The following is a 12,836-nucleotide window of genomic DNA, read 5'->3' on the forward strand; positions in this document are numbered from 1 at the left end:
TCTCGGGCCGTCCCCCGGGTCGTGCAGATCCCAAATCCCGCAAGTCGCCGAAGGCGACTTTCGGGTGCCCCTATGAACCTTGGGAGATGGCAGCATGGCCCAGCAGTCAGTGGAGCCCAGAACCGCCGCCGAGGATGCGGGTGCAGGCACCCGCGTCCCGGCCGGCCGGTCCTGGCTCGACCGGTACTTCCACATATCCCAGCGGGGATCCACGCTCGCGCGCGAGGTGCGCGGCGGCGTCACCACCTTCATGGCGATGGCGTACATCCTGCTGCTCAACCCCCTGATCCTGTCCGGCAAGGACGCGGCGGGGGACACCCTCGGCCAGAAGGCCCTGATCACCGCCACCGCGTTCGCGGCGGCCCTCACGACGCTGCTGATGGGCTTCGGCGGCAAGGTGCCGCTCGCCCTCGCCGCCGGACTCTCCGTGTCCGGTGTCATCTCCTCGCAGGTCGCCCCGCAGATGACCTGGCCGCAGGCCATGGGCATGTGCGTCATCTACGGTGTGGTCATCATGCTGCTGGTCGTGACCGGCCTGCGCGAGATGATCATGAACGCGATCCCGCTGGCGCTCAAGCACGGGATCACCATGGGCATCGGCCTGTTCATCGCCCTCATCGGCTTCTACAAGTCCGGCTTCGTGCACCAGGGCAAGGCCACCCCGGTCACCCTGGGCCCGGCCGGACAGCTCGCCGGCTGGCCCGTCCTCCTCTTCGCCGGCACCCTGCTGCTGATCTTCATGCTCCAGGCCCGGAACGTTCCCGGCGCGATCCTCATCGGCATCGTCGGCGGCACGGTCGTCGCCGCGGTCCTCAACGCCGCGGGTGTCGTCAAGGCCGGAGCATGGGCGGCCGGCGCCCCCGAACTGCACGGCAGCGCGGTCTCGATGCCGGACTTCTCGCTCTTCGGGCACGTGGAGTTCGGAGGCTGGGGCAAGGTCGGCGTGATGACCGTAGGCATGATCGTCTTCACGCTCGTGCTCGCCGGTTTCTTCGACGCGATGGCCACCATCATCGGTGTGGGCACCGAGGCCGGGCTCGCCGACGACAAGGGCCGTATGCCGGGCCTGTCCAAGGCGCTGTTCATCGACGGCGCGGGCGGTGCGATCGGGGGAGTCGCCGGCGGCTCCGGCCAGACGGTCTTCATCGAGTCGGCGACCGGAGTCGGCGAGGGGGCACGCACGGGCCTCGCCTCGGTGGTGACCGGTCTGTTCTTCGCGGCCTGTCTGTTCTTCACACCGCTGACGGCCATCGTCCCCCAGGAGGTGGCCTCGGCCGCACTGGTCGTCATCGGCGCGATGATGCTGATGAACGCCCGTCATGTGGACTGGTCCGACCGTGCCACCGCGATCCCGGTCTTCCTGACCGTGGTCCTGATGCCGTTCACGTACACCATCACCACCGGCGTGGCCGCGGGCGTCGTCTCGTACGTCGCCATCAAGGCCGCCCAGGGCAAGGCGCGCGAGATCGGCGCCTTCATGTGGGGCCTGACGGTGATCTTCCTGGTGTACTTCGCCCTCCATCCCATCGAGAGCTGGCTGGGCGTCCGTTAGGCGCCGCCAGGCGCCCTCGACAGCCCCTTACGCACACGCCGTCAAAGGAGACCGAGAGATGCTGGACATCGCCGACGAGTTGCACCGGTGGGTCGAGCAGGGACGCGAATTCGCCGTCGCCACCGTGGTGGCGGTCGGTGGCAGCGCCCCCCGCCAGCCCGGCGCCGCCCTCGCGGTGGACGCCGACGGCACGGCGATCGGCTCGGTCTCCGGCGGCTGTGTGGAGGGTGCGGTCTACGACCTGTGCCGGCAGGCGCTCGAGGACGGCGAAACCGTTTCGGAGCGCTTCGGATACAGCGACGAGGACGCCTTCGCCGTCGGCCTGACCTGCGGCGGCGTCATCGACATCCTCGTCACCCCGGTCCGGGCGGCCGACCCCGCCCGCCAGGTGGTCGCCTCCGCGCTGGCCGCCGCGAACGCCGGCTCGGCCGCGGCGGTCGCGCGGATCGTGACGGGACCGGCGGAACTGCTCGGCCGGGCGCTGCTCGTACGTCCCGACGGCAGGTACGAGGGCGGCTTCGGCGCCCACCCCGGACTCGACCGCACGGTGGCGGCCGAGGCGGGTGCCTTCCTGGACGCGGGACGCACCGGCGCCCTGCAGATCGGGGAGCAGGGCTCGCGCTGCGGAGCGCCGCTGACGGTCCTGGTCGAGTCGTCCGTTCCCCCGCCACGGATGATCGTGTTCGGCGCGATCGACTTCGCCTCCGCGCTGGTCCGTATCGGAAAGTTCCTGGGCTACCGCGTCACGGTGTGCGACGCACGCCCCGTCTTTGCCACCCGCGCCCGCTTCCCGGAGGCCGACGAGATCGTCGTCGAGTGGCCGCACCGGTACCTGGAGCGCACGCAGGTCGACGGCCGCACGGTGCTGTGCGTGCTCACCCACGACGCCAAGTTCGACATACCGCTGCTCCGGCTGGCGCTCAGGCTTCCGGTCGCCTACATCGGCGCGATGGGCTCGCGCCGCACCCACCTGGACCGCAACGAGCGACTGCGCGAGGCGGGCGTCACCGAGCTGGAGCTGGCGCGCCTGCGCTCGCCCATCGGTCTCGACCTCGGTGCCCGCACGCCCGAGGAGACCGCCCTGTCCATCGCCTCGGAGATCGTCGCGGGCCGCCGCGGCGGCACCGGCGTCCCTCTCACCGGCGCCCACACCCCGATCCACCACGACGTGACGTCACTCACGGCGGGGCGGATCGGGTCGGTGGCCTGAGTCTCTGGACGCGCCTGAGGGCGAGGAGATACGTCTGCGGGGTGTTCTCCCGCTCCTCGGCCGCGCGCACGAGGCGGGCGACCTCGACGAACCCGGCCTGGCCCAGCAGCTCGGAGACCCGCTCGGGCCGGAAGCCATACACGTCCAGGGACAGGTCGTGCCCGTAGGCGTGCTTCAGGTGCGCGCACCCGTCCCCCACCTCGAAGGCCGGCAGCAGTTGCCCGCCCCGGACCGCTCCGAGATCCCCGGCGGGCCCGCCCCCACCGGCCGGCACCCGTTCGGCGAACACTCCCAGCATGGCCCGGTCGAAGGGCTGTTCGTCCAGCCCGTTCCCGAGCAGCCGGTCGTCGTCGGCGGCCACGGTGTCGTACGACGCCCTGGTGGTCCCCGGATGAGAGGTCTCGGTCATGGGCCAGGACTCCGGAGGCCGCCACTGACAGCGAACGGGAGCCACAACTACCGCCGCCGCGCGCCGGGTTGGCGGCCGCGCGTCAGCAGTGAGTCCATCGCGCGCCCGAACATCCACCGGGCCACCCACCCGAGCGGCCGGTCGAAGAGCCGCGGCAGCAGGAAGACCGACAGGTCCTCGCGCCACACCACATGGGACTGCCCTTCGCCGTACGGATGCACCTCGATCTCCGCCCACCCGGTGACGAAGAGGCCGCGCTTGACCAGGCGGCACAGCGTAGGAGGCCGCCAGGTCGCCACCTCCATCAGATCGTCGAAGGCGAGCGGGCCGACACCGCTGCGGGCCACGAACACCGTGCCGACGGCCGTGGGCGGAGGGGTCCGCACCGTGACCCGGGTCAGTGGCACCACGTCCGCGTGGCGCGGCCAGTCCGTGAGGCGCAGCCAGGCCTGGTCGACGGGGAGCGGGACGACGCGCTCGAGGCGGAAGAGGACCATCGGGGGATCGTACGCAGACCGTTCGGGCGACCCGTCGCGACGCGTCGAGGGACCTACCGGATCCGCACGGACGTACGGCACCATGAGGCGACCCCGCACCCTGGCCGGAGGTGCCGTCCGTGCCCCCACGAGTTCGCCATCACCCGCGCCCCGCCCGCCATCTCGCCTTCGGACCCGGTGTGCACACGCCTGCCCGGGAGTCCAGCTCGTGCGGGAGCAACTGCGGCTCGTTCTCGAGCGGTTGACCAGCCCTCTGCCGGGCCCGCGCTCGCCGAGAGCAGTCCCGTCACCATGCGCCCCCTGATCCACCGCTCCCCGGAGAGCCTGCACCCAGCCTGATGATCCAGCTGGTAACTCACCTGGCGCGCCTCGTCGAGGCCAACACGGCCACCACCGTGACGCCCGAGCAGGCCATGGCCACCTGGCACGAGGTGCACGCGCTGCTCGCCGGACCGGTCGCCGAGAAGCGGCGTCGGGCCGGGGCCGGGCGTCAGGGCCGGTACACGGCACCCGGCTCGGCCTTGCCCGGTGCCAGCAACTGGGGCACGGTCACGAACACGTACCCGCGCTCCTTGAGCGCGTCGATGATCCCCGGCACCGCGGGCACGGTGCCCGGGTAGATGTCGTGGAGCAGGATGATCCCGTCCCGGGTCGCCTGATCCAGCACCCGCTGCCGGATCAGCTTCGGGTCGTTCGTCGTGTAGTCCTTGGCGGTCACGCTCCACAGCACCTCGGAGAGCCCCAGTTCGCGGCAGATCCGGTGCACGGTGTCGTTGGTACGCCCCTGGGGCGGCCGCATCAGCGTGGGCCTGCGCCCGGTGAGCTTCTGGATCGCCTCATTCGGCTTCTCCAGCTCCTGGCGTATCTGCTCCGGCTTGATCTGGGTGAGGATCTGGTGGTCCCAGGTGTGGCTGGCCACTTCGTGGCCCTCGGCGGCCATCCGCTTGACCAGCTCCGGGTACTTCTGGATGTGCCGCTCGCCGAGCAGGAAGAAGGTCGCCGGGACCTTCTTCTCCTTGAGGATGTCGAGCAGCCGGGCCGAGTTCTCGCTCGGTCCGGCGTCGAAGGTCAGTGCGATGCATTTGGCCTGACGGCAGTCCACGGCCCCGAACCGGACCGGCGCGGCCGCGGAGGGGTGTGCGCGAGCCGCGGCCGGCGCGGTGGTGTGCAGCGTGGTGCAGCCCGAGAGCGCGAAGGCCGTTGCCGCGAACAGAGCGGACGCGGCGCGCAACCCGGCCGCGCGTCTGTTCGTCTTCCCCGTTGAAAACATGGGGTGACTCTACATGCCGCGTATACCCGGCACGGAGAGTGAAAGTGCTGCTCGCAGCACGCCCCGATGCGCGGCGGCGGCCGGGCGGACTCCTCGCCGGGCGCAGCGGAGCGACCTCCCACCACCGGCCGGCGCGGCGGCGCACAGCGCCACCGGGTGCCGTGCGGCTTCAGGCCTCCGTGCCGCCGAAGGCTTCCAGAATGCGTTCCGCGGCGAGTGTGGCCGTCAACTCCCCGTCCCGTACGCGCTGCTCCAGGCCGGGCGCCAGGGCCCGTACGGCCGGATCGGCATGCAGGCGCCCCAGGAGTTCGTCGCGGACCATCGCCCAGGTCCAGTCGACCTGCTGGTCACGGCGCTTGGCGGCGAGACGCCCGGTGGAGTCCAGCAGGGTGCGGTGCTGCTCGAGGCGCTCCCAGACGGGGTCCAGTCCGGTCGACTCGCGTGCGCTGCAACTCAGCACGGGCGGGGTCCAGAACGCGTCCTTGCCGTGCATGAGGCGCAGGGCGCCCGCCAGTTCGCGTGCCGCGGCCCGGGCGTCGCGTTCGTGCGGGCCGTCGGCCTTGTTGACCGCGATCACGTCGGCCAGTTCCAGGACGCCCTTCTTGATGCCCTGCAACTGGTCACCGGTGCGGGCCAGCGTGAGGAGCAGGAAGGAGTCGACCATGTTCGCAACCGTGGTCTCGGACTGGCCGACGCCGACCGTCTCCACCAGGACCACGTCGTAGCCGGCGGCCTCCATGACGACGATGGACTCGCGCGTCGCCTTGGCGACCCCGCCCAGGGTCCCCGCGGTGGGGGAGGGACGTACAAAGGCCGCCGGGTCGACGGCGAGGCGTTCCATACGGGTCTTGTCGCCCAGGATCGAGCCGCCGGTCCTGCTGGAGGACGGGTCGACGGCGAGCACCGCGACCCGGTGACCGAGCGAGGTGAGCATCGTGCCGAACGCGTCGATGAACGTCGACTTGCCCACCCCCGGGACACCGCTGATGCCGATCCGCCGCGCCCGGCCGCCGTGCGGCAGCAGCTCGGTCAGCAGCTCCTGCGCCAGGGCCCGATGGTCGGGCCGGGTCGACTCGACGAGCGTGATCGCGCGGGCCACCAGCGCCCGCTTCCCGTCGAGTACGCCCTTCACATAGGTGTCGAGGTCGATCGGCATGGGGCTCAGAGGTCGTGCCCGAGATCGACGGCCAGCCGCGTGACCAGGTCGCGCGCCGCGTCCGGGATCACCGTCCCGGGCGGGAACACGGCCGCCGCGCCCATCTCCAGCAGGACCGGCACGTCCTGTGGCGGGATCACCCCGCCGACCACGATCATGATGTCCTCGCGGCCCTCCTCGGCCAGATGATCCCGCAACGCCGGTACGAGCGTGAGGTGCCCCGCGGCCAGCGAGTTCACCCCGACGATGTGCACGTCCGCCTCGACGGCCTGGCGAGCCACCTCGGCCGGGGTCTGGAACAGTGGGCCGACGTCCACGTCGAAGCCCAGGTCGGCGAAGGCGGTGGCGATCACCTTCTGGCCGCGATCGTGGCCGTCCTGGCCCATCTTCGCGACCAGGATGCGCGGCCGACGGCCCTCCGCGTCCTCGAAGGCGGACACGAGCGCACGGGTGCGTTCCACGGACGGGGACTCGCCTGCTTCGGTGCGGTACACACCGGAGATCGTACGGATCTGGCCCGCGTGCCGCCCGTACACCTTCTCCAGGGCGTCGGAGATCTCCCCGACGGTCGCCTTCGCGCGTGCCGCGTGCACCGCCAGCTCCAACAGGTTGCCGTCACCCTCGGCGGCCCGGGTGAGCGCGTGGAGCGCGTCCCGGCACGCCTGTTCGTCGCGTTCGGCGCGCAGCCGCCGCAACTTCTCGATCTGCTGGGCGCGCACCGAGGAGTTGTCGACCCTGAGGACCTCGATCTCCTCGTCGCCGACGCCGTTTTCGGGACGGTACTTGTTGACGCCGATGACCGGCTGGCGCCCCGAGTCGATCCGGGCCTGGGTGCGGGCCGCGGCCTCCTCCACCCGCAGCTTGGGGATGCCCGCGTCGATGGCCTGCGCCATGCCGCCGGCCTGCTCGACCTCCTGGATGTGCTGCCAGGCGCGGCGGGCGAGGTCGTACGTCAGCCTCTCCACATAGGCGCTGCCGCCCCACGGGTCGATCACCCGGGTCGTGCCGGACTCCTGCTGGATCAGCAGCTGGGTGTTGCGGGCGATGCGCGCCGAGAAGTCGGTGGGCAGGGCGAGCGCCTCGTCGAGGGCGTTGGTGTGCAGCGACTGGGTGTGGCCCTGCGTGGCCGCCATCGCCTCCACACACGTCCGCGTCACGTTGTTGAACACGTCCTGCGCGGTGAGCGACCAGCCGGACGTCTGCGAATGGGTGCGCAGCGACAGGGACTTGGGGTTCTTCGGATCGAACTGCCGCACAAGCTTCGCCCACAGCAGCCGCGCCGCACGCAGCTTCGCGATCTCCATGAAGAAGTTCATGCCGATCGCCCAGAAGAAGGACAGCCGGGGGGCGAACGCGTCCACGTCCAGGCCCGCCTCCCGCCCGGCTCGGATGTACTCCACCCCGTCCGCGAGCGTGTACGCGAGTTCCAGGTCGGCCGTCGCGCCGGCCTCCTGGATGTGGTACCCGGAGATGGAGATGGAGTTGTAGCGGGGCATCCGCTGCGAGGTGAAGGCGAAGATGTCGGAGATGATCCGCATCGACGGCTTCGGCGGGTAGATGTAGGTGTTGCGGACCATGAACTCCTTGAGGATGTCGTTCTGGATGGTCCCCGCCAGCTTCTGAGGCGGCACGCCCTGTTCCTCCGCCGCCACGATGTACAGCGCGAGCACCGGAAGCACCGCGCCGTTCATCGTCATCGACACGGTCATCCGGTCCAGCGGGATGCCGTCGAACAGCTGCCGCATGTCGTAGATGGAGTCGATCGCCACGCCCGCCATACCGACATCACCCGTCACCCGCGGATGGTCGCTGTCGTAGCCGCGGTGCGTGGGCAGGTCGAAGGCGACCGACAGCCCCTTCTGACCGGCCGCCAGATTGCGCCGGTAGAAGGCGTTGGACTCCTCGGCGGTGGAGAAGCCCGCGTACTGGCGGATCGTCCAGGGCTGGTTGACGTACATCGTCGGGTACGGGCCCCGCAGATACGGCGCGATACCCGGGTAGGTGCCGAGGAAGTCCAGGCCCTCCAGATCGCGGCCGGTGTACAGCGGCTTGACCGCGATGCCCTCGGGGGTCTCCCAGAGCGGCTCGCCGGTGCCGGTCGCCTTCTCGACGGCGGTGCGCCAGTCGTCGGCACTGCCGTCGGGAGCCGGCCTCCCCAGCTCGATCCCGGAGAAGTCGGGGATTCCCATCAGGACACTCCCATGCGGTCGAGGGTGGCGGACAGCACGGCGACGGCGTCGCAGCCCGCGAAGACGTAGGAGTCCACACCGGTGTACGAGCCGGGACGGCCCGCGAGGAGCACATGCTCCGCACCCGCGGACCTAAAGGCCCGGGCGGTGGCCTCGGCCTGCTCCTCGTACAGCGCGTCGCTGGAACACAGGCAGACTTCGGTGGCACCGCTGTCCTCGAAGTCCCCCTCCGTGACCGGCTCGATGCCGCCGGCCTGGAACAGGTTCGAGGCGAAGGCCGCCCGCGCCGTATGGGCTGCGGCGGGACCCATCGTCGCCAGATAGACCCGCGGGCGGGAGCCGGTGGCGGCGAGATGGGCGTCCGAGCGGGCACGCAGCGCCTCGTACGCCTCGTCGCGCCGCACGCGGGGGAGCCCGCCGGACGGAGGCTCCGGCGTCTGCGCGCGCTCCACCGGCCGCTCGGCGAGGTGCGGGAACTCGCTCACCCCGGTGATGGGTTCGCGCCGTGCGGCGAGCTTCGCGCTGCGCGCGGCCCAGGTGTTCGCCAGGTCCTCGCGCAAACGCCCCGAGCGCAGGGCGGCCGCCTGACCGCCGAGCCGCTCGATCCACCGGAAGAACTCCCAGCCCGCGTCGGCGAGTTCGTCGGTGAGCCGTTCCACGTACCAGGAGCCGCCCGCCGGATCGATCACCCGGGCGAGCTGGGACTCCTCGACCAGGATCGTGGAGGTGTTGCGGGCGATACGCCGGGCGAACGCGTCCGGCAGGCCGAGCGTGTGGTCGAAAGGCAGCACGGTGACGGCGTCGGCGCCGCCGACCCCGGCGGCCAGCGTGGCGACCGTGGTGCGCAGCATGTTCACCCAGGGGTCGCGGCGCGTCATCATCACCGGCGACGACACGGCGTGCTGTACCTGTGCTCCCGCCCCCGGCGTCCCGCACACCTCGGCGACCCGCGCCCACAGCCGGCGCGCCGCCCGCAGCTTGGCCACCGTCAGGAACTGGTCGGCGGTGGCCGCGTACCGGAACTCCAGTTGCGCACACGCCTGTTCGACCGTCAGCCCCGCCTCGGTCAGCTCGCGCAGATATGCCACGCCGGTGGCCAGGGAACAGCCCAGCTCCTGCGCGGCCGAACCGCCTGCCTCGTGGTAGGGCAGCGCGTCCACGGTCACCGCGCGCAGCCACGGATACTCCTCGGCACACCGCCGCGCCAGGGAGGTGACCGCGGCTAGCTCCGATTCCTCGCCCGTACGGGCCTCATGACCCAGTGGATCCCCGCCGAGATTGCCGCGGGCCGCCTCCCCGGCGATGCCCCGCTCCTCGTACAGCCGGAACAACTCCCGTGCCGCGGACTCCACTTCGCGGCCTGCGTCGAGGACGACGGGCGCGAGGTCGAGATGGACGCCGTCGAGGACCCGGCCGAGCGAGGACAGCGGGATCCCGCACTCGCCCGTGACCAGCCAGAGCGAGGTGACGCCGTTCTCCAGGTCCGCGAGGACCGCTCCCTCCGCGGGCGCCCGGTGCTGCTGCCGTATGTCCCACCCGCCGACGACGTTCCCCTCGGCCCGGCCACCCCGGACGAAGGGGGCGAACCCGGGCAGACCGGGGTCGGGCGCGGTGTCGCGCGCGGTGTACAGAGGACGCGTGCGCAGCCCGTCCTCGAGCGCGGTGGACAGGGCATCCTCGGCGGCCACGTCCGAGCCTTCCCCACCCGACTTGCGCAGCACGCCCTCGACCAGGCGTTGCCACTGCTCATACGTCGCGTCAGGGAACTCGGCGGCCAGCGAGAGCCCGTCGTCAGGCAGGACCGTCATGCTCGGATGCTAGGTCACATTCACATCGGAGCAGCAGAGGGCGCGAATGTGACCTTGCCCTCTCCCTCGCAAGCCCGCGCCCTCCTCCGCGCCGTGCCCGCCCCGCTCATCCGCATCCCCGACCCGTCGGCAGCCGTGCTCGCGCCGGACGCGGGACTGTGGCCGGGGGCTTCCACCGCCTAGGGTGACGGTGGGCCGTGACTGGCGCTGAGGTGGAGTACCACCGGGGAGCGGCCCGGCCGTCATGGGTCCGCAGCCGTGCGCCTGGGCGATTCGCTTCCAGGCTCAGGAGTGCGTGTGAGCAGTCACCCTGCCGTCAGTGCGGCCGGCATCCACGGTCTGATCGACGACGTGACGCGGTCGGCCCTCCGGCTCTTCGACTCCGTGGCGGCCCTTACCGACGGCGAACTGCGGTCCCCGTCCGGCCTGGAGGGCTGGACGCGGGGCCATGTGCTCGCCCATGTCTCCCGCAGTGCCGACGCCTATGTGTGGCTGCTGCGCCTGGCGCGGACCGGGGCCGAGCCGGGGCCGCGCCCGGATGCCGCCGCTCTGGCCCGGGCGGTCGAGGAGACGGCCGGTCTGTCCGCGGCCAGGCTCGTCACCGAGGTCCGTCGCAGTCTGGAACAATTCCTCGACCAGGCGCGAGCCATGCCCGTACCGGCGTGGGACGGACTGGTCACGGCGCTCGCCGGGTGGCGCCATCCCGCCTGGTACACCCTCCACCGGTGTCTGAGGGAAGTGGAGACCCATCACCTCGACCTGGGGCTCGGCCACGGTACGGCCGACTGGCCGGCGTCCTACGTCCTGTGGGCCCTCGACGACACTCTGGCCACACTGAGCGGCCGGGGCTTCGCTCTCGCCTCGGTCGAAGCGGTCGATCTGGGCCGCTCCTGGAACATCTCCGCCGACGGCCCCGTGGTCTCCGCGCCCGGACACGTCCTGCTCGGCTGGCTCAGTGGCCGTACTCGCGCCGATGAGTCGACGTCCCCCTTCCCCGGGGTATCCGTGCCGTGCCCACCCCCGTGGCCGCAGCCGCCGACGCCGGGCTGGGGGCGGTGCGGCGGTGGCGGGGGTGGGTGAGGGCCGCGTGGCGCACCATTGATCGCCTTCGGGGCGGGGCGGGGCGGGGCGGCGCGGCGGGAGGGCGCCGGGGACGCGTAACTCGCCTCGCATGGCCCGGTGTTGGGCATCGGCACGGGGCGGAACGGCCGATTGCGGACCACCGCTGACCGCAAGCCCCGTTAGCGTGCACGGTATGACGAAGACCAGCTCCGCGACACGGAGGCCGGCCGGGACGACGGCGAGGGCCCCCGTCCTCGGCACCCGCGCCCTGAACCGCGCCACCCTCGACCGTCAGCTCCTGCTGCGCCGCTCACCGCTGTCCACGAAGGCCGCCGTCGAGCACCTCTTGGGGCTGCAGGCGCAGAACGTCAAGCCTCCCTACTATGCGCTCGCCGCCCGCCTGGACGGCTTCGCCCCGGAGCACCTCTCGCGGCTGATGGCCGACCGCGAGGTCGTCCGCATCGTCACCATGCGCTCCACCATCCACACCCACACCGCGGACGACTGCCTCGTCCTGCGCCCGTTGGTGCAGCCTGCCCGCGACCGCGAGCTCACCCTCTTCCGCAAGGGGCTCGCCGGGGTCGACCTGGACCGGCTCACCGCGTTCGCCCGCGAACTCGTCGAGACCGAACCGCGCACCATGGCGCAGCTGCGCGAGGCGCTGCACGCCCGGTGGCCGGGCGGGGACCCCCGGGCGCTCGCCCTCGCCGCCCGCTGCCGGCTGCCACTCGTCCAGGTCACCCCGCGCGGCCTGTGGGGCAGAAGCGGGCAGGTCGCGCTGACCACCGCCGAGCACTGGCTCGGCCGCCCCGCCGAACCGTCCCCCGGACTCTCGGATTCTCCCCAACTCCCGGCTTCGCTCGAGGGGAGGGACCCCCATGAGCAGGGAGGTGCCCCCGTCGCTCCGGACGCCACCGTGCTGCGCTACCTCGCCGCGTTCGGGCCCGCCTCCGTCAAGGACATGCAGACCTGGGCGGGTCTGACCCGGCTGCGCGACGCCTTCGAACGCCTCCGCCCCCGGCTCGTCACGTTCCGCGATCCGCACGGCGTCGAACTCTTCGACCTCCCCGACGCGCCCCGGCCCGACCCGGACACACCCGCCCCGCCTCGCTTCCTGCCCGAGTTCGACAACCTGCTGCTCTCCCACGCCGACCGCACCCGCGTGGTGCCCCCGGAACTCAAGGGGCGCACCTTCACGGGCAACCAGGCCTACCGGGCGCTCCTCGTCGACGGATTCCTGGCAGGCGTGTGGAAGCTGGAGGAGGACGCGCTCGTCATCGAGCCCTTCGGCGACCTCACCAAGGCGCAGCGCGGGGACGTGACCGCCGAGGGGGAGCGGATGCTGAGGGTGATGCACGGCGGCGCGTCGTACGACATCCGGTTCGCGACCGTCGTACGGCGGTGATGTCGTCACTCCCGTCGGGTGCGGAGGGAAACGGGCCCCCTAGAGTCGGGCCCATGGAACTGCGGCAGTTGAGCTATTTCGTGACCGTCGCCGAGGAGCTGCACTTCGGGCGGGCGGCCGAGCGGTTCCACATCGTGCAGTCCGCGGTCAGCCAGCAGATCCAGCGGCTGGAGCGGGAGTTGGGCGCCGAGCTCTTCGACCGCTCAGCACGGCACGTGCGGCTGACGGCGGCGGGCGAGCGGCTGCTGCCCGAGGCGCGCGCCGTGCTGGCCGCCGCG

11 protein-coding genes and 1 riboswitch are annotated in these 12,836 nt (G+C 71.8%); of the genes, 5 read left to right on the plus strand and 6 right to left on the minus strand.

The window, feature by feature from the left end; translation table 11 throughout:
* The first annotated feature begins 94 nt into the window (after positions 1–94).
* Both AAW14_RS11615 and AAW14_RS11620 read left to right on the plus strand, forming a co-directional pair.
* Positions 95–1,552, plus strand: coding sequence for an NCS2 family permease (locus AAW14_RS11615; RefSeq protein WP_265562813.1), 1,458 nt, complete (start codon positions 95–97; stop codon positions 1,550–1,552).
* A 58-nt stretch (positions 1,553–1,610) separates the two neighbouring features.
* On the plus strand, positions 1,611–2,762 hold the full coding sequence (locus tag AAW14_RS11620; RefSeq protein WP_265562815.1) for an XdhC family protein: 1,152 nt from the start codon (positions 1,611–1,613) through the stop codon (positions 2,760–2,762).
* On the opposite strand, the gene AAW14_RS11625 is transcribed toward AAW14_RS11620, so the two are convergent.
* The 6 genes from AAW14_RS11625 to AAW14_RS11650 form a co-directional block, all read right to left on the minus strand.
* On the minus strand, positions 2,731–3,171 hold the full coding sequence (locus tag AAW14_RS11625; RefSeq protein WP_265562816.1) for a hypothetical protein: 441 nt from the start codon (positions 3,169–3,171) through the stop codon (positions 2,731–2,733). The two genes, AAW14_RS11620 and AAW14_RS11625, sit on opposite strands and share 32 nt — an antisense overlap.
* A gap of 47 nt (positions 3,172–3,218) precedes the next feature.
* A complete protein-coding gene (locus AAW14_RS11630; RefSeq protein ID WP_265562817.1) occupies positions 3,219–3,668 on the minus strand; it encodes an SRPBCC family protein in 450 nt (149 codons plus the stop codon).
* Positions 3,669–4,158: 490 nt separating this feature from the next.
* Positions 4,159–4,938, minus strand: a complete 780-nt coding sequence (locus tag AAW14_RS11635) for a polysaccharide deacetylase family protein (RefSeq protein WP_265562819.1) — start codon at positions 4,936–4,938, stop codon at positions 4,159–4,161.
* 169 nt (positions 4,939–5,107) lie between these two features.
* Positions 5,108–6,094, minus strand: coding sequence for a methylmalonyl Co-A mutase-associated GTPase MeaB (gene meaB, locus AAW14_RS11640; RefSeq protein WP_265562821.1), 987 nt, complete (start codon positions 6,092–6,094; stop codon positions 5,108–5,110).
* 5 nt (positions 6,095–6,099) lie between these two features.
* Positions 6,100–8,283, minus strand: coding sequence for a methylmalonyl-CoA mutase (gene scpA, locus AAW14_RS11645; RefSeq protein ID WP_265562823.1), 2,184 nt, complete (start codon positions 8,281–8,283; stop codon positions 6,100–6,102).
* The gene (locus AAW14_RS11650; protein ID WP_265562824.1) at positions 8,283–10,091 is read right to left on the minus strand and encodes a methylmalonyl-CoA mutase subunit beta; all 1,809 of its coding nucleotides are present in this window, start codon (positions 10,089–10,091) and stop codon (positions 8,283–8,285) included. The genes scpA and AAW14_RS11650 overlap by 1 nt, the downstream gene beginning before the upstream one ends.
* A 187-nt stretch (positions 10,092–10,278) precedes the next feature.
* A riboswitch (ZMP/ZTP riboswitch) is annotated at positions 10,279–10,368 on the plus strand.
* Between the two features lie 20 nt (positions 10,369–10,388).
* Between AAW14_RS11650 and AAW14_RS11655 the strand changes: the two genes are divergently transcribed.
* From AAW14_RS11655 to AAW14_RS11665, 3 genes are all read left to right on the plus strand, one after another.
* A complete protein-coding gene (locus AAW14_RS11655; RefSeq protein WP_265562826.1) occupies positions 10,389–11,171 on the plus strand; it encodes a maleylpyruvate isomerase family mycothiol-dependent enzyme in 783 nt (260 codons plus the stop codon).
* A gap of 175 nt (positions 11,172–11,346) precedes the next feature.
* Complete coding sequence (locus AAW14_RS11660; protein WP_265562828.1) at positions 11,347–12,558, plus strand: winged helix DNA-binding domain-containing protein; 1,212 nt, start codon at positions 11,347–11,349, stop codon at positions 12,556–12,558.
* Positions 12,559–12,611: 53 nt separating this feature from the next.
* A partial coding sequence (locus AAW14_RS11665) for a LysR family transcriptional regulator (RefSeq protein ID WP_265562830.1) occupies positions 12,612–12,836 on the plus strand: 225 nt, incomplete at its 3' end.

It is taken from the genome of Streptomyces hygroscopicus (assembly GCF_026168105.1).
Classification (GTDB): Bacteria; Actinomycetota; Actinomycetes; order Streptomycetales; family Streptomycetaceae; genus Streptomyces; species Streptomyces hygroscopicus_D.

Excerpts from the sequence above, each read along its gene's own strand:
- AAW14_RS11615 (WP_265562813.1), top strand. The coding sequence starts at position 95 with ATGGCCCAGCAGTCAGTGGAGCCCAGAACCGCCGCCGAGGATGCGGGT.
- AAW14_RS11620 (WP_265562815.1), top strand. The coding sequence starts at position 1,611 with ATGCTGGACATCGCCGACGAGTTGCACCGGTGGGTCGAGCAGGGACGC.
- AAW14_RS11625 (WP_265562816.1), bottom strand. The coding sequence starts at position 3,171 with ATGACCGAGACCTCTCATCCGGGGACCACCAGGGCGTCGTACGACACC.
- AAW14_RS11630 (WP_265562817.1), bottom strand. The coding sequence starts at position 3,668 with ATGGTCCTCTTCCGCCTCGAGCGCGTCGTCCCGCTCCCCGTCGACCAG.
- AAW14_RS11635 (WP_265562819.1), bottom strand. The coding sequence starts at position 4,938 with ATGTTTTCAACGGGGAAGACGAACAGACGCGCGGCCGGGTTGCGCGCC.
- meaB (WP_265562821.1), bottom strand. The coding sequence starts at position 6,094 with ATGCCGATCGACCTCGACACCTATGTGAAGGGCGTACTCGACGGGAAG.
- scpA (WP_265562823.1), bottom strand. The coding sequence starts at position 8,283 with ATGGGAATCCCCGACTTCTCCGGGATCGAGCTGGGGAGGCCGGCTCCC.
- AAW14_RS11650 (WP_265562824.1), bottom strand. The coding sequence starts at position 10,091 with ATGACGGTCCTGCCTGACGACGGGCTCTCGCTGGCCGCCGAGTTCCCT.
- AAW14_RS11660 (WP_265562828.1), top strand. The coding sequence starts at position 11,347 with ATGACGAAGACCAGCTCCGCGACACGGAGGCCGGCCGGGACGACGGCG.